15 protein-coding genes are annotated in these 23,268 nt (G+C 39.8%); 8 read left to right on the forward strand and 7 right to left on the reverse strand.

The features are described from left to right. Positions 1-197 precede the first annotated feature (197 nt). A complete protein-coding gene (locus HMPREF9010_RS19415; protein ID WP_008647394.1) occupies positions 198-989 on the forward strand; it encodes a patatin-like phospholipase family protein in 792 nt (263 codons plus the stop codon). Positions 990-1,015: 26 nt separating this feature from the next. Here HMPREF9010_RS19415 and HMPREF9010_RS19410 read toward each other — a convergent pair whose 3' ends face one another. The 5 genes from HMPREF9010_RS19410 to HMPREF9010_RS19390 form a co-directional block, all read right to left on the reverse strand. Further along, complete coding sequence (locus HMPREF9010_RS19410) at positions 1,016-1,900, reverse strand: SDR family NAD(P)-dependent oxidoreductase (protein WP_008647395.1); 885 nt, start codon at positions 1,898-1,900, stop codon at positions 1,016-1,018. Between the two features lie 113 nt (positions 1,901-2,013). Further along, positions 2,014-5,874 (reverse strand): family 78 glycoside hydrolase catalytic domain, encoded by a 3,861-nt coding sequence (locus HMPREF9010_RS19405; protein ID WP_008647401.1) that lies wholly within the window; start codon positions 5,872-5,874, stop codon positions 2,014-2,016. Between the two features lie 31 nt (positions 5,875-5,905). Further along, positions 5,906-7,372 carry a glycoside hydrolase family 140 protein gene (locus HMPREF9010_RS19400; protein ID WP_008647403.1) on the reverse strand — a complete coding sequence of 489 codons (1,467 nt, stop codon included), beginning with the start codon at positions 7,370-7,372 and terminating at the stop codon, positions 5,906-5,908. 20 nt (positions 7,373-7,392) lie between these two features. Beyond that, a complete protein-coding gene (locus HMPREF9010_RS19395; protein WP_008647405.1) occupies positions 7,393-8,595 on the reverse strand; it encodes a glycoside hydrolase family 105 protein in 1,203 nt (400 codons plus the stop codon). A 14-nt stretch (positions 8,596-8,609) separates the two neighbouring features. Then, on the reverse strand, positions 8,610-11,078 hold the full coding sequence (locus HMPREF9010_RS19390) for a glycosyl hydrolase family 95 catalytic domain-containing protein (protein ID WP_008647406.1): 2,469 nt from the start codon (positions 11,076-11,078) through the stop codon (positions 8,610-8,612). Positions 11,079-11,329: 251 nt separating this feature from the next. Between HMPREF9010_RS19390 and HMPREF9010_RS19385 the strand changes: the two genes are divergently transcribed. From HMPREF9010_RS19385 to HMPREF9010_RS19365, 5 genes are all read left to right on the forward strand, one after another. Continuing rightward, the gene (locus tag HMPREF9010_RS19385) at positions 11,330-12,337 is read left to right on the forward strand and encodes a quinone-dependent dihydroorotate dehydrogenase (protein WP_032852602.1); all 1,008 of its coding nucleotides are present in this window, start codon (positions 11,330-11,332) and stop codon (positions 12,335-12,337) included. After that, positions 12,334-13,128, forward strand: a complete 795-nt coding sequence (locus HMPREF9010_RS19380; protein WP_008647410.1) for an alpha/beta hydrolase — start codon at positions 12,334-12,336, stop codon at positions 13,126-13,128. The genes HMPREF9010_RS19385 and HMPREF9010_RS19380 overlap by 4 nt, the downstream gene beginning before the upstream one ends. 70 nt (positions 13,129-13,198) lie before the next feature. Then, positions 13,199-13,990, forward strand: coding sequence for a head GIN domain-containing protein (locus HMPREF9010_RS19375; protein ID WP_004306212.1), 792 nt, complete (start codon positions 13,199-13,201; stop codon positions 13,988-13,990). Positions 13,991-14,252: 262 nt separating this feature from the next. Beyond that, positions 14,253-14,867: a DNA polymerase ligase N-terminal domain-containing protein gene (locus tag HMPREF9010_RS19370; RefSeq protein WP_004306211.1), complete on the forward strand. Its 615-nt coding sequence runs from the start codon at positions 14,253-14,255 to the stop codon at positions 14,865-14,867. Positions 14,868-15,252: 385 nt separating this feature from the next. Beyond that, positions 15,253-17,016: a helix-turn-helix domain-containing protein gene (locus HMPREF9010_RS19365; protein ID WP_008647415.1), complete on the forward strand. Its 1,764-nt coding sequence runs from the start codon at positions 15,253-15,255 to the stop codon at positions 17,014-17,016. 50 nt (positions 17,017-17,066) lie between these two features. On the opposite strand, the gene HMPREF9010_RS19360 is transcribed toward HMPREF9010_RS19365, so the two are convergent. Then, positions 17,067-19,850, reverse strand: a complete 2,784-nt coding sequence (locus HMPREF9010_RS19360; RefSeq protein WP_008647416.1) for an N-6 DNA methylase — start codon at positions 19,848-19,850, stop codon at positions 17,067-17,069. Next, the gene (locus HMPREF9010_RS0124090; RefSeq protein WP_008647417.1) at positions 19,831-20,646 is read right to left on the reverse strand and encodes a DNA-methyltransferase; all 816 of its coding nucleotides are present in this window, start codon (positions 20,644-20,646) and stop codon (positions 19,831-19,833) included. Before HMPREF9010_RS0124090 ends, HMPREF9010_RS19360 begins: the two co-directional genes overlap by 20 nt. A gap of 354 nt (positions 20,647-21,000) precedes the next feature. Between HMPREF9010_RS0124090 and HMPREF9010_RS19355 the strand changes: the two genes are divergently transcribed. Continuing rightward, entirely contained in the window at positions 21,001-21,942 is a 942-nt protein-coding gene (locus HMPREF9010_RS19355) for a hypothetical protein (RefSeq protein WP_032852604.1), read from the forward strand. A gap of 54 nt (positions 21,943-21,996) precedes the next feature. After that, positions 21,997-23,157, forward strand: a complete 1,161-nt coding sequence (locus HMPREF9010_RS19350; RefSeq protein ID WP_032852464.1) for a restriction endonuclease — start codon at positions 21,997-21,999, stop codon at positions 23,155-23,157. Positions 23,158-23,268 lie beyond the last annotated feature (111 nt).

The following is a 23,268-nucleotide window of genomic DNA, read 5'->3' on the forward strand; positions in this document are numbered from 1 at the left end:
AGGTATACCCTTAACCTTCTGCATAACCGGAATATCTCCGGGATAATAGAAGAATATAATAGAGCTATGCTTTGCAACTGACAAAGCATAGCTTTATCATATCTAAAGCTATGCTTTAGTTCCCCTAAAACACTGCTATAATTTATTTCTTCACGATTACTAAACATCTTTTTCGCAGAAAATGTGTTATTTTGTAGATGGCTAACAGAAATGTATATGATATGGATAAGCAAAAAGTAGCATTAGTCCTTTCCATGGGGGGAGCACGTGGAATAGCACATATAGGAGTAATTGAAGAATTACTTCGTCACAACTTTGAGATTACTTCCATTGCAGGAAGTTCTATGGGAGCAATGGTGGGAGCAATGTATGCTTCAGGAAAAATGGAAGAATGTAAAGAATGGCTGTATAGTTGGGATAAACGCAAAATGTGGGAATTGGCGGATCTTACCTTAAGCCGGGATGGATTAGTGAAAGGAGACCGTTTTATCAAAGAACTGAAACAAATCATTCCGGACATGAACATCGAAGACCTGCCTGTCCCTTATGTGGCGATGGCCACGGATATTGTCTGCGATCAGGAAGTCAGGTTTGACAGAGGGAGCTTACATGAAGCTATCCGTGCGTCTATTTCTATCCCTATGCTTTTCCGTCCATTAAGAAAAGACGGTATGGTATTGATTGATGGAGGTATTCTGAATCCTCTTCCATTGAGTCATGTGCAACGCACTGAAGGAGACATTCTGATAGCTGTCGATGTGAATGCCCCCATTGATACCGGAAAGAAAAAGAAAGTATCTCCTTATAATCTGTTGACAGAATCTTCCAGGATGATGATGCAGCAAATCACCCGTTATCAGATAGAACGTTGTCAGCCGGATATCTTAATTCAAATTTCCGGCGATACGTATGATATGTTGGAGTTCCATCATGCTGCTTCGATAGTGAAAACTGGAGTGGAAGTTGCTCGAAGAATATTAATGCAATAAATAGTATTCATTAAAGTGATAGATTTTTATTCAATATAAATCATCTTTTTCGTCATTCCCCCGTCAATAGTGATGTTTTCTCCATTGATGAAATCATTGTTTTCCTCGCAGAGAAACAGACACATGCGGGCAATATCTTCCGGTTTACCTACCCGCCGGGAAGGATGCTGTGAATGGTCTTCCGGTTGGAGTTGAGCATAATCATGAGTCTGTATCCATCCCGGAGCAATGGAATTTACGGTGATATTCCATTCAGATAAAGACAAAGCCAATGCATGAGTCAAAGAATAGATACCACCTTTCGATGCTGCATAACCTTCACTTCTCGGTTCACTCATCAGATAACGTGTAGAGCAGATATTTATAATTCGGCCGTATGGGTTGGGAGAGGGCTGCTTTTTACGATGGATGGCAAGCAGTCGGGAAGTGATGAATACAGGACGCAGGTTAATAGAAAGAATTTTGTCGAAATCTTCTACACTTGTTTCTGTGATAGAAGAAAATTTGCTGATACCGACGTTGTTGACAATAATATCAATATCGTTCCATTCGGCAAGAATGGTTTGCATACAACTTTCAAGCGCGTTTTTATCACTTACGTCGACTTTATGGAATATAGCCCCGGTTGCCTTCGCAGTTTCCTGTCCCGATATTTCGTTTATATCACAAAAGGCAACTTGATTTCCAGCCAGGCGAAAAGCTTCTACTATTGCTTTGCCTATTCCTTCCGCTCCGCCTGTTATAAATACTCTTCTTTTTGAGTCCTCCGGTTTTGAAACCGTTGAAGTGTGAGACTTCGATTCAGCCGGACGTACTGTTGTTTTCTTCTTACCATATTTTTGTGCTTGTTTCCAAGCAGCTTTTCGGGCTTCGTATTGTTCCTGTTGTCTCTCTATGTAATTATCTGCCATCGTTATTTTTTATTTATTGGCAAATGTAAAGTATAAAATGGATAAATACAAGAATCGACCGCTCTTTTGCGGACAAAGGAGCAGTCGATTTCATTCAGATGGTCGTTCAAAATTTAAAACTTTGTCAGATCTATCTCTGCATATTTAATTCGTTGACGGCGCCAAGTGTAAATGGCATGCAGTTTCCCGTCTTTCCCTTGAATAATGCTAGGGTAAGAGTATTGGCTAATCGGACTATCTTCTAATGTAAGAACAGGCTGCCAATTGATACCATCTTCTGAAACGGCCACACAGAGCGGAGTACGCGGACCTTTCGGAGTTCCGGGCAATGTAGAGAAATTATTGTAGATAAGTATATGTCTACCGTCTTTCATTGTCACAGCATCCGTTCCGGAATTATTATTCGGAACATCCAGTAGCGTTACTTTACTCCACGTATCACCATTATCGCTGCTCCACGCAGTTGCTACCTGTGCGTTACGTGTGCGGCAGAGTATCTGTAATCTTCCATCCTTATGCTTCAAAATACTGGGTTGTATTGCATAAACAGGTTTGGCTCCTTCTCCTTTGATAGCTTCTCCGCCTTCCTGGTCATCCACATTCATATCCCCCTTTTTGCGGTTTTGGGTGGGGACGGATAACTCGGCATCCAGTGGTCCGACCATCTTCCAGGTCTTGCCTTTATCATCGGAAATCTCGAAATGAACTCTCCATCCGTTACTTCCTTCCGTACTGGAAGGGCAGATGATACGCCCATTGATATATTCCGGCTTATTCTTAATAGGTCCAAGAAAACCTTCCGGAAGCGGTTCGCGTTTGCTCCAGGTCTTTCCTCCGTCGCGTGAACGAACTAACCATCCTGTCCAGTCACTCACTTTCAGACCTATTTTATAGAATAAAATCAAGTCACCTCCGGGAATCTGGAAAAGAACCGGATTCCAACAAGCTTTTCTGCGGGCAATAAGTTTTCCTTTTTCATTTTTCACAGGTGTACAAGTTGAATCGATTCCAGCCAATGCAGCTTGTGAATCTTTGAGCGAGAACACACCGTCAGCGGCAAGTTGGGGGGCGGTCCATTCTTTTGAGTCTTTAGGCTTACGACATACCCAAATGCAACAATCCGGATTGCGCTCTTTGGTTCCTCCGAAGAAAGAGGCTACGAGATCGCCGTTCTTCAGTTCTACAATCGTAGCTCCGTGACATTCGGGGAAAGAAGCTTTTTTGTATAGGAATTCATCACTTAGAATAGCTGTATTCCGGGTGGGTATGTCTACACTGAAGTGATATTTTCCCGATCCGATCTTTTCCTTCCGTCCATCCGGTAGGTGCACTTCACCTGTTGTGTTGGCAGGAAGCTCGATGTCCCATTCCAGATGAGTAGGAGTCTTTGCCCACCGGCTGATTATTTTCCCGTAGATACTCATGTATGAGGCATCCACATTGCTCAATTCCTGGATTTCAAAAGCCGGTTGGAAAATGATATGTTTGTAACCGGACTTCCAGCGGTCTGCACGAATACCTGCCAAATTATTGAAACACCAGGGTAATAAATCGCCTAAAAGCATCACGTGATTACCGCTGTTCATTTCAGGATTGGCCGTATCACCGTTCCATAACTCCCAAATAGTGGTAGCACCTTTTTCAACCATATATCCCCAAGATGGATATGTTTTATTGGTAGCCAATAGGTAGGCTACATCGGCATGGCCACGACGGCTCAATTCGCGCAATAGCCATTGCACACCGATTACTCCGGTACTTATATGTCCCTTGTTGGTGGTGATAATAGAAGTGACGGCATTTTTAGCTACCTCATGGATGTAGTTCTTAGGTACCAGTCCAAAAGCAAGTGGCAGGATATTGGCAGTAACTGTGTTGTTGCCATAGAAAATGCTGTCGGGATATAAAGTATGTCCCGGTACGGGAGAAGTACCTTCTTTTATGTGCAGAAAACGGGCATTGAATGCATCTTTCATACGATGTTCCAAATCTTCCCATTCTTCTGCGTCAGCTTTCAGCCCTTGCAGGCTTGCAAAGCGGTGCATCAGTTGTAATACCTTCAGATAATAAGCGGTGGCGATCAAGGCACCGTCGGTCTTGCGGGAGGGGTCCTTACTATGAATTAACTCCAGTGATTCGGGTGGAACACACCAGTCACCATATTTATCTTTGGTGATGATAAAATCCTCTGTCATGTAGTATTCACGGATATGAGATACCCACTTCTTGATAGCCGGATAATTCTCTTCGATCGGACGTTTATCTCCAAAGTTCGTGAAAAGCATATCGCAGGCCATCGGTAAGGCGGCAGGCCAGGTCACATTGTCCGAATAGTAGTTCCAGTATGCCGGGGCTACATCAGGAATACAACCGTCTTCCCGTTGCGCTTCGCGAATGTCACGCGCCCATTTGGTATACATGGCGTAATTATCGAAAAGCATACTTTCTCCCCAACAACCCATGGTACGGTCACCCAACCAGGGTTGGCGTTCATTCCGTTGCGGACAGTCAACCGGCATCCCTTTATAGTTGCTCCGGATTCCCCAAAATGCATTACGGACAATCTTATTCAGAGTTTCATCGGAACAGTTGAAAGTACCGGTATGTTCCATTTCATCTTCTACTACTTCGGCAACGAAATCTTCTGCTTTGGCGTCCGGATAACCGCTGACTTCTACATAACGGAATCCATGATAAATAAAGCGAGGCGCCCAGGTAGCATCTTTTGTTTCGCATCCGTTGGCAACATATACATCTGTAGAACGGGCATCCCTGAAGTTTCTTGTATAAAGTTCACCATTATCTTGCAGGCTTTCTGCAAAACGGAGACGGATGCTGTCACCGGCTTGCCCTTTTATCCGGAAACGTACCCATCCCGCCATATTCTGACCGATATCCAGAATATATTTGCTACCGAGCTTTTTAATAGAAACGGGTTTCAAGGTTTCTGTGACTTTCATGCCCGGCATCATTTGTGCACGCAATGTTCCCGAAGGAATACTGACGCGTTGGGCCTGCATCCAGTCCTTGTCATCATATCCGGTTTGAGTCCAGTCTCCTAACTCTTTACGGGCATCGTATTCTTCGCCGTCATATTCATTGTTGCTACGGATAGGACCTTCAGTAGTTAATTTCCATGAAGTGTTTGTAGCAATTGTTTCTTTGCTGCCGTCTGCATATTCAACAATCAGATTCAACCGAAGCTTAGGATAACCGAAAGTCGGTATCTTATACGGTTTATAGTTCTGACGCATCGTATAGAAGCGGCCATTTCCGAGAGTTACTCCCATAGCATTTTCTGCCTGAAGTAGTGAAGTCACATCGTATGTGTTGTACAGAATCGTTTTCCGGTAGTCGGTAGGAGCAGGTGCCAGTACTTGATTGCCGATGCGTTGCCCGTTGATAAACAGCTCATATAATCCCATTCCGGCGATATGTACTGTGGCACGTTTCACGCCTTTCTTTAACGCAAACTCTTTTCGAAGATAACGGGCTGCCAAACGGCTCCATTGTGTTTCGCTGTCTCCGGGAGCGGCCCGATCCAAGCCGATCCATTGTCCTTGCCAGTCCGCTTCATTAAATAGTCCTGTGGTCCAAAAAGCCGGAGCACTCCAATTCGTTGCACCTTTGTTGGTGTCGATTTTCACTTTCCAATAGTAGGAAGCATTACGTTTTAATGTTTTTCCCTGATAAGTGATCCATTGGGAAGCGTCAGATTCAATCTTTCCTGAATCCCATATATCTCCTTTTTCTTGTTCCAATAGTTCCGGGGAAGATGCGACAAGAATGTGATACGCAGTCTGTATCACATTCTGTTCATCCGATTCGATGCGCCAACTCAATCGGGGCTGGCGCACGTCGATACCTTCCGGACTTTTCAGCAGTTCCGTTCGCAGATCAGTGATATCTATGGCTGCGTATATGGACCCGGTAAAGAGCAGAAGAAAGAAGAATGATACTATCCTTTTATTCATAAGTATGTTTTCATCATTCGTTTATATAAGATTATTTATTCCATTTTTGTTGTGCGTCCGGTAACTCTGTCCAGTCTTTCCCTATATAGTTCTTACTACTGTCCACTACAATCAGGATATGGTCGTTCCCGCTGCAATAACCGCTATCGTGCTGGAATTTATGCACACCATTATCAAATTCTCCGATGTATTCCAATTTACCATCTTTCGTAGTGTACCACCAGGCATTCTTTTTCGCACCGCTAATCTTGCTGAAATCAACTTCCATCGGACGTCCGGTATAGTTGTATACCATCAGATAATCATTACCACGTGTAGCGATAGCGCGGTCGTAACGTTCTCCATTCTGTCCTGCAATGATAGACTGATCGGGTATGCGTTCGAAGAACGGGAAAGTCAGCATTAGGTTTTTCAGATACTTCATCTGATTGTAGCCCGGATCATTCAAAGCATCATACCAGGGCTTTTTTGCACCGTAAGCACCACCTACACCCGGTTTGATAAATTGCATGATGGAATTATGACCGTAAGTATGTCCGAAAGCTCCGGCAAATACAGACCAGTAAGCATAACGGCGTACGTCATAATCCTTCCACAACAGTTCATTCTCATCGTGCAGGCCATGAGGAATTTCTTCGTAGATCGGTTCGCCGTCAATCACAGGTTTCATGGGTTCCATGGCCATGCTGCGTTCTACAAAACGCCAGTTATCTTCTTCCGTATTTTCTTCGATAGGATAGTCACCATCTCCGAAACGTTGTCCGTAGCGGCGGTGTCCGCTTTGGAACATGTTGAAATCCAACCAGGGAGCATTATTGAACCAAGTTGCGGAGGTTGTCCTTCCGCGTGGATGGAATGTCATCAGGTGATTTTTGTCGATAGCCTTGATAGAGGTTGCTAATGCTTCCCATTCGGCTGTTTTCACGTCTCCGCGAATATCCCCACCGATAAACCAGATAATATTGGGTTCGTCCTTATAACGCTCCGCTAAAAACTTGCCGTATGCTTTTGCCTGTTCTACAGTTATTTCGCCCCGATTTACCGGGCTTCCCCAAATACAGACCATGCCGATATATTGTCCCTTCTTTGCTGCTGTACGGATGATGTAATCCATGTGATCCCAATAACCGTATACGCCTTTTTGATTGATGTTTTTGAAGTTGTATCCGTCAATCATCGAATATTGTCCGTAGATATTCATAGACGGAACATTGTTCAACGTTTGAACCTGAATCACGTTATATCCGCGACGTTTACATTGTTCCAGGTAATATTCGGCTTCATCCCGGTTCAAGCGTTCGGGCAATAGCCAACCGGTTTCTCCTAACCAAAAGAAAGGAGTGCCATTTTCGTGTTTCAGATAACGTCCCTCTTCGGAAACTACGAGCTTGCCATTGTTCCAGGGGATATACGTCTTTTGTGTTTTCTTCTGTGCTGCGACCGAAGTTGCCATTGTCAATAGCAGCAACAAAAGAGGAAGAATTTTGAATTTTCTCATTGTACTTTATCGTTTTTAGTTTATTTCTTTGTCATTTTCTCATACTCAATAGCAGCCAGAATAAATGAACCTACCGATTTCGGATCATTTTCTATGATCGGTTCACTGATATAATATTCAAATGAGCCGTCACGGTATCTTTTTGAATCTCCACCCAATCCTGCAACAGCACAGCAATTGGTGATTGTATAACTGCCATCTTCTTCCAAACGGGTAAATGTCTTTACCATTCCGTCAAAGGCTTTTTGTGTAGGTTCGATATACTCGTTGCCAATATATCCTTTATTGATAGCTTTGGCAAGCGTATAGATAAATAGGGCAGTGGCAGATGATTCCAAATAATTACCTTCACGTGCTCCCTGATCGGTTACCTGATACCAGGTTCCGGATGAAGGATCTTGGTATTTCACAATCGCTTTTGCCAATCCCTGTAGAATTTGTATAATGCTGTCACGTCCGGCTGTTTCCTGTGGCAGGAAGTCCAGTACATCTACAATAGCAGCTCCATACCATCCGATGCTGCGACTCCAAAAATTAGGAGAACAACCTGTTTCAGGATTTGACCATTTCTGTTCGCGACTTTCATCCCATCCGTGATAATAAAGCCCTGTTGCAGGATCATAAGTCTTGCTATTTATCAAAAGAATTTGTTTTGTTGCTTCGTCAAATAAAGCGGGTTCATTAAAAGTAGCCCCATATTGAACCAGATAAGGAGAAGCCATAAAAATTCCGTCCAGCCACATTTGATGAGGATATCTCAATTTATGCCAGAATCCTCCCTCACTGGTACGGGGTTGCTCTGCCATTTGCTTGCGCAAAGTATCCATGGCTATTTTGTAGCGTTCGTCTCCGGTCTGTGCGTAAAGATCGAAAAGAATCTTTCCGCCGTTGACATTATCAATATTGAACGAAAGATATTTCATGGTTTTGATATGTCCGTCAGCATCGATCAGGCTATCCGCATAAATCTTGGCATACTCATAATATGTACTGTCCCCGGTATGTTTCCATTCTTCCAACATGGATTTCACTACAAGTCCGTGGGTATATCCCCAACGTGGTTTTTTTGCTTTTTCAATCATCCAGGGTTCGGGAAAACGTTGCATTTCGGAGCGTGCCATGCGTTCACTCCATTTTTCCGTTTCTGCTTTTTGAGGTGCTGTGCAAGCCAGAAAACAAGCAGTTCCACAGACGGCAATCAGTTTTAATAAGTTCTTGTTCATTATCGGTCGAGTTATTATTTTCCAATCAGTACATATTCTTTTCCTGCTTTGGTAGGCAGATCATAGAGGTAAGTCTCTGCAATTTCCACTTTGTTCAAGTTTGCTTTTTCGTTGATCAACGGTTTCGGAATACTAGGGACTATATAAAGGGGATTCGGGTTTTCGCCTTTGGCACGCTTCAACCCCTTGCCTGTTAATGGGTTGAGCGAACGTAAACGACAATTTCCTCCCTTATGAGATTTGACAACCAGCCGGCTAACTTTTCCGTTTTTCCAACTCAAATCAAGTTCAAAACCTCCACGGGCAATGATTCCCTTGATAGAACCTTCTTTCCAAACGGCAGGCAATGCAGGAAGTAAATATATAAAACCGTCGTAACTTTGCATCAACATCTCTGCAATACCTGCGGCACAACCAAAGTTCCCATCAATTTGAAATGGCGGATGCGCATCGAACAGATTAGGGTAGGTGCCTCCTTTTTTCTTTTCGTTGCGTACGAGAGTCAACTGGTCAGTTATCAGTTTGTAAGCGTGGTCGCCATCAAGCAGGCGTGCCCAAAGGCAAACTTTCCATCCCATACTCCACCCGGTCGACGGGTCGCCACGATGAATCAGAGAAGTACGTGCCGCATCGAATAGTTCAGGAGTACGGTAAGGGGAAATCTGATTGCTGGGGAAAAGTCCGTACAAATGAGAAATATGGCGGTGCACATCCTTCGGATCATCCCAGTCGAACATCCACTCCTGTAATTGTCCCCAATGTCCTACCTGCATGGGAGCCATTTCTTTGAGACGTTGTGTCAGATGAGAGGCAAACTCCCGGTCTGTATCCAGTATTTGAGAGGCAGATATAATTGCTGTCCAAAGATCGAACACCAATTGGTTGTCCATGGTGCATCCGGCAGCTGTAGTAGCTTTTCCATTGCTTCCCGAATGTACATTCTCCGGTGAATTACTGGGGCAGACTACCAGCCAGTTGTGCACGGGTTCTTTCACCATAATTTCATCAAAGAAACGTCCGGACTCTTTCAGTATCGGATAAACGGAACGCAGAAATTCCACATCCCCGGTGTATAGGTAACGCTCCCAAAGATGTCGGCAAAGCCATGCGCCACCACTGGGCCACATACCCGAAGGAGCTTTGTCAACTGCTCCTGTAATACGCCATATATCTGTGTTATGATGCAACACCCATCCGTTGGCTCCATACATAATCTTAGCCGTCTCTTTTCCTGTGTCACTCACTTCTTTTATCAGACGGAATAACGGTTCATTCAGTTCACTTAGATTCGTTACTTCCGAAGGCCAGTAATTCATTTCCAAATTGATATTACAAGTATATTTACTATCCCAGGAAGGAACTAATTTATCATTCCAAATTCCTTGTAAATTGGCGGGTTGTCCTCCCGGTTGGGAAGAACAGATCAACAGATAACGTCCGAATTGAAAATAAGTAGCAACCAGATGTGCGTCATTGGTGTTTTTGAAATTCTCCACACGCTTATCGGTTGTCACATTTGCATATTGGTCTTCTCCTAAATCAAGAGAAACACGTGTCAGATATTGTCGGTAGAAATCAACGTGATTCCGCTTCGATTCAATGAACGGATGAACCATTGCCTTTGCCAAATAGTTTTTTGCCCGTTCTATCTGATTACCGGTGATGTCTTGATAGTTATTGAAATTAGTTGCAATAGATACATAGATGATCGCTTCGTCGGCTTTCTCTACAGAAAGTATTCCATCGGCGCAAGCTATTTCTCCACCTTTATTTTTAGCAGTCAATCTGCCTTGAAATTCTACTTTTCCTTTCAATCCTTCATGCAAGGAAGAGACTCCCGAGAGTGTTACACAGTTTCCCTCTTCAGAAGCGATCATAACATCCTGATGAGGGGAGGTAAGCTGTGCATTGAAAGTAATTTGGCCGGGGCGATTGGCAGTCAGTCGTACCATTACTACCTGATCGGTAAATGAAGTAATCGTTTCGCGTTGATACTGCACTCCGTCTACTTCATAACGTACGATTGCACGTGCGGAATCCAGACTTAATTCCCGGTAATAGTTAGAATAACGTGTATGTCCGGGAAAAGCGATTCGTAAATCTCCGAAACTTTGATATGGCATTCCTGAATTCGTCTTTGCCATCACCTTTTCTGTAGCGAGAGTTTGTGCTTCCAGATATTTTCCGGCAAAAACAAGTTCACGCACTTTGGGAATATACTCCAGTGCATTCGGATTAGCGTTATTATTGGGATGTCCCGCCCAAATGGTTTCTTCGTTTAGTTGTATTTGTTCTGTGCCCGGTGTTCCATATACCATGGCCCCCAAACGACCATTTCCAAGGGGTAATGCCTCGGTCCATACCTGCGCGGGACAGTCATACCATAGCTTGTATTCGGGTACAGATAACTTTTTCTCCTGTGCATGAATACAACCTACAGATACTATTACCAACAGATATCCGATTAATCTCTTTTTATTCATTTCTTTCTATTGCTTTTATTCTTATATAAACCTGTTGTTTACATACTTTTATAAAAGAGACGATTGAAAGTTCTTTTTGTACCCATTGCACAAGCAATAAGAAATAGGAATAATTAAAAGTTATCGGGTATAAAAAAAACGAACTTCAATATCCGGCTAAAAAGAACTTACTTTGCATCTGTAAAAATACTCCTGAAAAGTATAATTTCAGATATAGACTTATGTATTTACTATTAAACAAGTATATGAATATGTATAATTTAATCATTAGGCCGTTATTATTTTGCATTGATCCGGAAAAAGTGCACCGGATGCTTTTAAGCTGGTTGAAGTTTTATCGCTATTTGTTTCCGGTCCGAGCTTGCGTGAGAGGCTACAGCAGAGTTTCTGATCCATTTTCGTATGGGCATTTGCAATTTAAGAACCGAATTGGACTGTCTGCCGGGTTTGATAAGAATGCAGAGGCTTTTGATGAGTTGGCAGACTTTGGTTTCGGCTTTCTGGAAGTAGGTACAGTAACTCCTGACAGCCAATCAGGAAATCCTTCCCCACGTATTTTCAGATTGGTGGATGATGAATCGTTGATTTCACGTACGGGCTTCAATAATTGTGGAGTAGATGCTGTCCGGCAACATATCAGGAAATATAGAAAGCATTCTTATGTATTAGGAGTAAATATTAATAAGAATCCGCTTTCTACAGGAGATCAAATTATCAAAGATTTTGAGTCGACTTTCATCCATTTATATGATTGTGTGGATTATTTTACCCTAAACTGGGGTAGTATAGATAACGATCTATTTGCTATGGTTTTAGAAAAGCTCACAATATTTCGTCAGGCGGCGAACAAAAGATGTAATATTTTCATTAAACTTCCGGCAGATATAGATGAAAAAGCACTGGATACAGTCATTTCGCTTGCATATAAATACTCTATAGAGGGCTTTATAGCCACGGGACCTACAATGGATCGTTCAGGATTGCATCAGGCAGAAACAAAACAATTGGAGAAGATTGGCAACGGCGGGGTGAGTGGCCGGGGTATTGGAAAGAAATCGCAGGAAGTAGTGCGTTATTTATCCGAACATACCGATCGGCACTTTCTGATTATCGGAGCAGGAGGAATCATGACAGCCGAAGATGCAGCCGGAATGATTTCTCAAGGGGCTGACATGATACAAATCTATTCGGCTTTCATCTATTCCGGTCCGTCTATTGTTCATAAGTTAGGAAATAAACTTAAAAACGAATTGAAATGAAGAATTTAATTTGTGTAAGCCTGTACGATAATTTATCGATGAAGGTATATAACTTGTCGGAAGTGAATAATAAAGAGCTGATGGGGATAGTGGAAAATGCTCCTGAAGGAACTTTATTTGTTTTTACCAGTGAAAAATCAAATGGTGGCAGTGTTATTATGTGTCCCGGCGGCGGCTTCTTAAAGACCAATTTGGAACATGAAGGTCTTGATTTCGCCGAATGGTTCACCCAAAAGGGAATGACTTATGTGCTTTTCAAATATAGAATGCCTCATGAAAATCCTGATATTCCTAGACAGGACATCCGGTTGGCATTAGCAGTTATACGAGAAAAATTCCCGGAATTTAGCAAACGGGTAGGAGTAATGGGAGCTTCTATTGGTGGATATTTGGCCACTTGTTCGGCTACGATATTATCTGATAAGGAAAAGCCTGATTTTCAGATATTAATGTACCCGGTAGCTAGTATTGATGATCGTTTAACGCATCTTCCCTGCCGTGAACGGATGTTTGGTCACTCTTATTCACCGGATAAGATGGTACAATATTCACCGATTGAACATGTCACTTCAAGTACACCCGTCGCTTTTATAGTGGCTGCCTCAGATGACAGTGTGGTCAGTCCCCAGAATGGAATACAATTTGCTGCCCAATTACAGAAATCTGGTGTTCCTATATCCTTGCATATATATCCTACAGGAGGGCATGGATTTGGTTACAATGATAGCTTTGTGTACAAACAGGAATGGCTTCAGGAACTCGATGTATGGTTGGAGAAATTAATTTATTAATTCTTTTAGTTGCCATACTTTGAAATATACTTCTTATATTTGTCAGTAGAATATTTAATAATAAGAAGTTATGAAAAATTTTAATGTTACATCTATGCTAGTAATGCTGATGTTCATGTGTATTACAAGTATGCAGGCGCAGAGTATTACTCCCAGTAAGAAGTATATCACGAAAGAACTGAATAATGTGAGTAATTTCAGTTCAATCAGGGTCCTGGGTAGCCCCGACGTTGAGTATCGTCAGAGTAGTGATTCTAAAACAACAGTTTCTATATATGGTTCGGATAACCTGGTTGACCTGTTGGAAGTATCTACGGTAAATGGAGTGCTGCAGGTAAATATAAAGAAAGGCGTTAAGATTCTTAGTGGAGAACGCCGGTTGAAAGTGATTGCCTCTTCTCCTTCATTAGATGATGTAGATATTAAAGGCTCGGCCGATGTATATCTGAAAGGTACCCTCAAAGGAGCTGATTTAAATCTGAATATAACAGGTTCCGGAGATATTGAAGCCGAGAATTTACAATACACCAATCTATCTGCTTTTATAAAAGGTAGTGGAGATATTGATGTGAAGAATGTGAAGGCCACTACTGTAAAAACGATAGTTAGCGGTTCTGGTGACGTGAATATGAAAGGTTCCACTCAAACGGCTATGTTGACTGTGAATGGTTCCGGCGATATCAGTGCCGACAAATTGACGGCTACTAATGTAGTTGCTACAGTTTCGGGTTCCGGTGATATATCTTGTTACGCTTCCAAACAGTTGGACGCAAAAGCCAGTGGTAGTGGAGATATTGAATATAAAGGAAGTCCTTCTATTGTAAATAAGCAAGGCAAGAAAGACTCAATTTCCGGCAAGTAAAAAATTAGATCTCTTACAGGAAGCGGGTAAATATGTAACATAGTACATATTTACCCGCTTTTGCTATAAACAAACATAATACATGATAATTGGGGGCATACATTTCTGGGAGAAAGGTGAAAACGAGTAGAAAAATAAGTAAGCAAACGTAAATACGATTTTAAAGCTATTAAAATAGATGAATTCCGGCAACAAACAGATATACTGATTGTTGTGTCAATGAATCATTCGTTTTTTTTATTCACCTGAAAAAATACAGACTATGGCAAAGAATTCTCCCGATGAAGGGAAAAGTACAAAGATGGTAGAAAAGCAGGTAGATCCCTCTTTTAACAACCTCAAAGAGTACCGGGCAAAAAGACAATTCAGTGAGACTCCGGAACCGATGGCGGATACCGTGGAGACTCCAAGCCGGATACCTGTTTTTGTTGTCCAAAAGCATGAAGCCAGTCATTTTCATTTCGATTTTCGTCTGGAAGTGGATGGAGTGTTGAAAAGTTGGGTGGTACCTAAAGGCCCTTCCATGAATCCGAAAGATAAAAGACTGGCTATACAGGCAGAAGATCATCCTTTGAGTTATGCACACTTTGAGGGAGTTATACCCGAAGGCAACTATGGAGCAGGTACAGTGGAAATATGGGATAGCGGAACCTATGCTTACGTCGGTAATAATCGTAACATATCCGCTGCCATTAAAAACGGAATACTTGAATTCAAATTACATGGTCATAAGCTCAAAGGCCTGTTTACTCTTATCCATACTAATATGGACGACCAGGACAGAGACTGGTTACTAATCAAGAAAGATGATATCTTTGCAGTCACTCATGTCTACGATGCGAAGAAAATTTCATTGTATGATGAGGTATTTCTATGATATATATGTTTCTTATGATTAAACGATACTCACTTGCATATATAATTTTCTAATTATATATGTAGCTTTATAATTCAATATACTCTATTGTTTTGATGATTCAATTAACTTTTATGATATTATGACCGTATTATTTACGATGAAAATAATTAACTAATGAGGATTGCCTGGGTAAAATGAAGGCTTGATGGTATACCCTCTTAATATTTCGGTAACAAAAGACATTGTTACCATTTTTGATAGAAAACACCCATTGTTTTTGTCGGAAACCACCTCCTGTGTATACATTGAAAAGTTTATACTTGCATCGGGTTTTAAGCACGTTAAAAGATTCTTAGGCGTGTTTTACTAAAGGTGTAAAATATTAATCAAATCCGATATTAGTATGAATGATTGTTACCTGAATTTCTTAGTAAGCTTCCGAGCTTTGTTTTCTTTAGATGTTGGAGCCAATTTAGTAAACAGTAAACAAACTATTGGCATCATTTTACCCGATTTGTCGTTGCTCGGATATGCGGTCCCTGTGGAAAGTTTCGGCATTGGGCTATTTGTGATTTTGTTTGCCTACCTTATAATAGAATACAATGTGCAGTTGTTATCACATGAAAAATTTAAGATTGCTATGAATATGCTCCATACTGCACATACACCGTTAATATTGTTGCGGAATCAATTGGAAGAACTTAAAACAGGCAATCTTCCTGAACCCCTTTCCCAACAAGTGGAAGAAGCATTGGGATATGCCGAATGTATCATATATTGTAACCGGAATATTGCAACTCTAAATAAAGTAAATAAGAGAATTCCTCCTAAAACGTCAACGGTAAATTTGGAACTTTCCACTTATGTTACTTCCATTGTCAATCAATGCCGGGCTCATGCCAATTCCCGCCAGATACGGCTGACTGTCGGTGAATGTTCGGGTTGTGTCAGTTGCAGGATAAACGAAAACATAATGACTGCAGCACTTCAACATCTTATCAACAAGATGATTTTGATTTCCGAGTCAGGCTGTTGCATATCGATCAACGTAACCCACACAATGAATTCCTGGCAGTTGCAGATTAGCAATAACGAAATAGCCGGGCAAAGAGCAGGGAAAATGTTTCCCTTTATTCCTATTATATTTCCCGTGTATGGATATAGTGATTTATGGACGGTAAGAAAAATCATCCGTCTGCATGGCGGAAAAATAACCGGATGCAGACATGGTAAAGCTGCTACTTTCCAAATCGTTATTCCGACAGACTGCCATTGCCAGAATCAGTCATGCCCGGTATTGAAACATTCTTCTGCAAAAACGAAGACCCAAATAGATGATTCCTGCGAGAGTCCTAAGAGCGATAAACAAAACACTAAAGCGAGAGAAACTTCTCATATCCTATTAGTGATGGCAGATAAGTTATTCAGTGATTATTTGAAGAAAACTTTATCACGCTATTTTCAGATTTCAGTCCTTGATAATCCGGAGCTGCTAATCAATACAGCTATCAGTCAAAATCCTGATGCGATCATTATTGACGACAATGTGAATGGAATAAGCGGAGATACACTTAGTACTCAAATTAAAGAAAATAAAATGATGGGCTACATACCAATCATTCTTCTATTAAGAACCTTTGACAGCGAAAGCTATTTATCTCATTTAGAGAGTGGGGCAGACCGTCTGGAATTACGTACGGAAAGTATTTGTAAACTTAGGGCAGACATACGTATGCTTGTCGAAAACCGCATGGTCTTGCGCGAACGGATCAGGCTGTTTCTGTCAGATGCCATTTCTCCGATGATACCCTCAAAAGCCGAAATAGAAACAGAAAATGCCGACCGGAATTTTATGGATAAAGTCAATAAAATCCTGGAAAAAAATCTCTCTACTGATAAATATACAATAGATAAATTAAGTCTTGATATAGGAATGAGCCGTACTGCTTTTTATAATAAGATAAAAGAGATTACGGGAAACCCTCCTGAAGAGTATATCAATTCATTCAAAATGGACAAAGCACTTAAATTGCTGGCTTCCCAGCAGTATCGTATTTCGGATATTGCAAGTATACTGGGCTATTGCGATGCTAAATATTTTGGAAAGAAGTTCAAAGACTTTTATCATGTATGTCCGTCCGATTATATAAAGAGCATTGTTGGATAAAAGAGTATAGAAAACGAGGGTGTCCAAAAGTGAAGTGCACCCTCGTTTCTTTATGCCTTTTTACGTTTTTTCTCTTTGACTGCAAATCTTGTTTTATACAGATGTAATAAAGTCTGCTTTATTGTATCATAGTACTTGTCCAATCCATAGATCTTTAATAACATCAGCTCAAAGTCGATTCTATCCTTTTGTTGTAATTCCTTTTCAAGAGGTAATCTGTCTCTATTGAAAATAGGTTGAAATGCTTTTATGATTTCTTTCTTTTGCGCATCAGACAGTAACTCCGGATTGAGTATCTTGAAATCCTTCTTGAATTTAGTTTCTCTAAGGTCAAGTGCTCCCAGTCCCCTGCCAAATCCGAAACTCTCAATGAAAAACATACTCAAAATATTATTCAGTAATGCAAGTAGGAAAATCTTGTTTTCATCTTTGTACTGTTCCTTTATTGAAAAGCCAATCATCCGTTGATCGAAGAAAGAACGTTTATCAAGCATGGCTATAAATAAACTTTTGTCGAAATTAATATTAACGACAAAATCTGCCATGTTTTTTGTGCTCATTTCATACCAAAACATATTTGGTTTACGTAAAGCTATAGGTAATAGCTTCTTATTTGTTTTATCCATTTGGTTTTCAAAAGATCTTATCCAATTCAGAGTCCCGGTATGATTTAAAGTTTCGAGTTCTTCGATACTTTTTGAACAACAGAAAGCCTGCGTCTGACTAGTTGCAATGAATGAAGATGCTTTCTTTAAGTTTTTTAGAACAGGCTCAATATATTCATCTTCTATTCCGTGTCCTTTTGCAGGATAAAACATACGATTACAACCTCTTCTTTCTCCACGTATAAAATCGAAAAACTTTTTAGAGTCAATAAGCTTCTCGGCTATCGTAGGCAACCAATTCAAATTAGCAAAATATCCGGACCATGGGATTCCGATATTTTCCAATTGTTTGATTTCATTTATTGAATAAGATTGAATATTGACCCAATCAGACTCTTTATTAAGAATGATTTCACTACTTAATTTCTTAATATCTGCTATGTTCTCAAGTTTCTCTTTTAATGTACAGAAAGAAATTCTCCTGTCTAAATTTACCGGATCAGAAATCTCCCTCTTGGTTGCTATTAATAATGTGGTGACAACCTTTGCATTATTGAACCATCGTCCTTTCCCGGAAATAACAACACAGTCAATATTGAAATATTTTTGAATTAACTCTAAGAATATTTCTCCATAGTCTGTTCCAAGCCATGCATTAGAAAGTATTAATCCAATTTTTCCATTGTCTGAGATAATGTCGTACAAGTAGAAAGGAATATATGCAAATATATCACTCTTTTTACTTAGTGTCTTTTTCGCTTTAGTCTGTTCCTTGATTAATTTATTGATTTCCTTTATATTCGGATTGAGCTTTTTGATCTCTTTCTCTCTTATAAAAGGAAGATTAGATATGATATAATCTACCTTAGGCAGTTGCTTTTCTACTTGATTTCCATTATTGGGATCTTTAAATACAATAGTTTGTCCTGCGTGCAACTCAATTACATCCGACCTGAAGATATGCAGAACTTTTCCAATATTGCCGGGATTGGATAAGGTCAGTGTTGATAGCTGGATAGGAAATGAATGTTTGTCCGAAGCCCAGATACTCTCAATAATTTGCTCTTGACCAATTTCATATTCTTCTTTAAGAGAATAAGCCTGCTTAATAATAGTTCCCGTTCCACAACAAGGGTCGAGGGTAATTCCATCTTTTTTATCTATCGTTAGCCTTGTTAATAAATCGGCTAGTTGAGGAGGAGTCGCAAATTGTCCGGCCACTTTTCTTTTGGCATAGGCGATGGACGATTGCAGTAAGTTTTGCAAGATTTGAATATCAACTCCTTCAATATTAAGGTTTGAAAGAAATACATTTAATTGAACTAGCTGCTTCCATGCATTATCAGATACTAATTCATTAGCGATATTATTCCCAAAAATATTCCAAAAATTACAGTGCTCCGAGATGTTGGCTATTATTTGTAGGGCTTCACTGACAGTTGTATCGAAAGTAATTGTTTCAATAATCTTTGCCTCATTGAAATGCCGTTTGATAATGTTGCCAAAAATAATCTTGAAAAACCAGTCGGTCAATATAACCTTTGATAGAGTGGGCAGTTTATGCTTAGCGTCTTTTTGGGCTTGCGAGCTAAATCCATATTCTGCTGCAGAAGAGAGCCACCAATTATCTATTTGCGCATCGAGTACTGCACTACTTTTTATATTCTCTTTTATGTTTTCTGCTGTCGAGTCTATATTTTCGAGAACGATATCGATTATTTTATCAATTGCCAATATCTCGGAAGATCCACTTTCAGTTATTTCTCCATGCTCGAAATAATCATTTAAATCTTCCAGAATGGTATGTAGAAGATCTTTCCAAAGATTCTCATTTTCTTTCACCTCTGAACGCGAATGAAGGTCAATACTATTCCATGATTTCAAGATAGAATATGTATTCCCTTTCTTAACATACAAAACTGCGCTTGTCACATTCCAAAGAATAAAACTATTATTGTGCAGTATCTCTGATTTTATCTTGGCGTTATTTATTAATTCCGTGTCAGTTATAGGGGTATCAGGCATTTTGAGTTCCCATCCCTGCAAAATTATCTTTTTGGCAGAGTCTTTGAAGATAAGCACGTCCGGAAATAAACTCGATTTTTCATTCCTGATTGTATTCTCTCCTCCGGCACTTTTTACATGCCAACTTTTGTTAGTCAGGTAAAGATTGATTTCGCTAATGACATCAATGGCCCAACTTCTTTCATTATAGTTGATTTGTGGCATCCGTTTCTAAATAGTTTAAGGTGTGATATTTGGTGATTGGTTTTTTGAAAAGTTTGCGAGTCGCTGGAGTCACTTCTTCTCTTTTTAGTGTTTCTGAAATCCTATCCATACAAATCTTGATATAGTCAGTAGGCTGTATTCTGTGCAATAATACATCTTCATTTTTTTCTATTCCGATAAAACTTCTGTTTTCCAGAATGGCCGATAGCAGGAAGCTGCCGCTACCGCAAGCATTATCCAGAATGATATCCCCCGGGTTAGAAAATGTTCTGATTAGATATCTACCCAATTCAACAGGCTTTTGTGTCGGATGATAGACTTCGCCTTCCGATTCGGCCGTTTTCACATATACAAAGTCGTCATGATCCTCCTCAAAGAATACCACATCATTGGGATAACGTTCACCATCGCTTTTTACATGCTGTGGCTTGAACTCCCCATAGCTTCCTGTATATTGATCTTTTCTGATCCCCTTATCATACGCTTCCCCTTTAGTCATTTGCGGATTGTACACCGGCTGTTTTTTATAGAAAATACAAATATCTTCGTGCTTACGAAGCGGTTGTTTTTTGGCATTTAAAAAGTTGGTCGGTTTTGATTTGATCCAGGTAATCTTGTATTTGAATAATTTCTCCTTGCTTAAAATCAATTTGGCTGTAAAAATACCTTGTGCGGTTAAAACGATTGCTCCATTATCTTTAATAATACGTTCGTATTCAGCCCAAAGAGCCTGCAAATCAATCACGGAATCCCATTTATTTTGTGTGGTACCATACGGTAAATCACAAAGTATCATATCTATGGATTTATCAGGAATGGATGGCAATATGTTCAGACAGTCGCCCTGAATGACTTTGTTTACAAAAGGTTTGATGCCTTTCTGCTGTTTTTCTTTTTTTGTATGACTCCTTCTAACAATCGTTTATCTTTCTCTTTTATATCTTTGGATGTAGAACCCATGGTTTGCATATTAAATATTTAAATTGTCATTTTCTGTCAAAAGTAGAAATAATAGGATTATCTCCCAAATTTATTATATGAAATAATGGTATGAATGAATCTTTTTCAATTCATATTTCGAAGAGTATATATTCGATTTGATTATCTTTGTCTGATTTTTGAAACTTTGAATATAAAGATAACTACGCTTATGTTACAGAAAACATTCTTAGCACGTTGCGACAATAGGGCTTGTCTAGCTAAAACAAATATAATGAGTGGCTCACCGGAGGCTTGGCTGTCTAATGATATATTATCCAAGTCTAATACGTTTGGTTTGACTTTCGATTTCTTCGTTGATTGGGCGATTAATCGAATTTCCCCTTATGTCTGGATTAAAAGAATACTATTGCCTAACTATACTTATGATGAATTTATCGGTAAGTTGGACTTTGAAATGGAAAAAGAATTTGGCAAAGATTATTTATGCAGACTAGGACGGTTCGCAACAGAATATGATATGCAAATTCAATTTATTGTGTTTCATGATGAGTTGGATTGGTCCAACGACAGAAATGAGTTGCTAATTGTTTCTTTATCCTTCAAGGAAGGGTGTTATAGCTTTTCTTCTCAAAAATATAGCTTGTCAGGATTTAAAGAACTGATAAAGTCTCATTCCGGAGGTCCAGTTTCAATAGGTTCCAAAGGACTTATTTATGGTACCTCAAGGTTAGAATGCAGTTTGTCTAAGACAGATAGTTTATATCCGGGTGATGCAGACCTTCTACTTTTGAATGAAGATAATAAAGCGGTTTGCATTCTTGAATTCAAGAAACACACATTGCCCAGCCCTGTCTCAGAGCAATGTTTTACAAACTATTATCCACGTCCTGACGGGCGCAAGTATAAACGCTTGGCCTTATTAAGAGATTATTTGGCTTCTAAATCCAATAGTCATATTTTATTTTTTGTTCTTTATTACCCAACTCAAACATATATTGAGCAACAATGGAAATTGGAGGTAATAGAAGGTAATGCCTTTAGTTTGCGAGCAACTGATAGTTTTACCTTTGAATTACCTGCCGATAAATCAGATAATGAATACAAAAAGGTTATTGAAAAAATATCTCAGGTGATTGCTGCTCGTAGCTAGATTTAGATAGAAACTTTACTTTATTGATTAAACATATAAACACTGAATAATATTATGATAAAAATTCCATTGTATCCAGATTACAGTACTACAGTTACACTGTTGGAGATAATTGCAGGCATGCCTGTCGCCGATTTTAAAAATATGTGGAACACAGTTTGGGGGTTGCGAGGAACACCGCAAAATACTGTGGACTGGACTAATCCTGATGAGTGGATCGATAAACGATTATCTGGGAGAGATAGGGAGATTGCTAATAAGATTTGGCAAGAAAGTAATAAAACGGTGAATCCTCGTTGGACTCGCGGTTGTCAATTTCTTATTTCTGGTTATAATCTTATTTCAGAGAGTGATGGTATTTATCAATTAACGGAAGATGGAAAAGTTTTTATTTCTAGTTTAACTAGTGAAGTCGTGAGGAGAATAGATATTGAAGAGGGAGTGATCCAAATTCTTCGTCAGTTATCTTTGATTGGTAATGGTAAACGTGCTGATTTGTTGGATGAATGGAAGGAATTTATAAAATACAACTCAAATATAAAACAAGATTCTGTAAGTAAGGACTATTTGCGGCGAAGACTTGTAAATTTGCTTGATCGAAAATATGTAAAACGTGAAGGGAATACTTATTATATAACGAATAAGGGGTTGGATTATCTTCAATTTGTAGAGCAATCTAATCCAGATTCTACCATAAATAAGGAGACACAGTTAATAAAGACAGTCGAGTCGTTTAATAAGGAACAAAGACATTTATTAAAAAAGTCTCTTGAAGAGACTACTCCTTATAGATTTGAGAATATAATAAAGGATCTTCTTGTAGCGATGGGGTACGATGACGTTACTGTAACAACTCCTACAAATGATAAAGGGGTTGATGTTACTGGAATCAGCCAAAATGGAATTACTACGGTAAAAGAAGTTATTCAAGTTAAACGTAACATTACCTCAAATGTAACTCGTCCAATCTTGGATGCTCTTCGTGGTTCTCTTCATCGTTTTGATGCATTTCAAGGTACCATAATAACATTATCGGACTTTGCAAAAGGAGCAAAGGAGGCGGCTATTGAAAAAGGGGCAGCGCCTCTTACCCTTATTAATGGAGATAAACTTATTGATCTTCTGATTAAGAATAATATTGGTATTATTCCTAAAATAGCCAATTATTATCTTGTTGATGAAAAATATTTTGAAGAAGAAGAGAATGTAGATTGATTGCTATGACTTTTTAAACATGATACCATTATGGTATCATTGTTTGATATTGTACATTGAGGTCTTGAAGGGGAAAGTACTATCTTCTATTTGGCTTCAATGAGATTTTTC

Source organism: Bacteroides sp. 3_1_23 (assembly GCF_000162555.1).
GTDB classification, from domain to species: Bacteria; Bacteroidota; Bacteroidia; order Bacteroidales; family Bacteroidaceae; genus Bacteroides; species Bacteroides ovatus.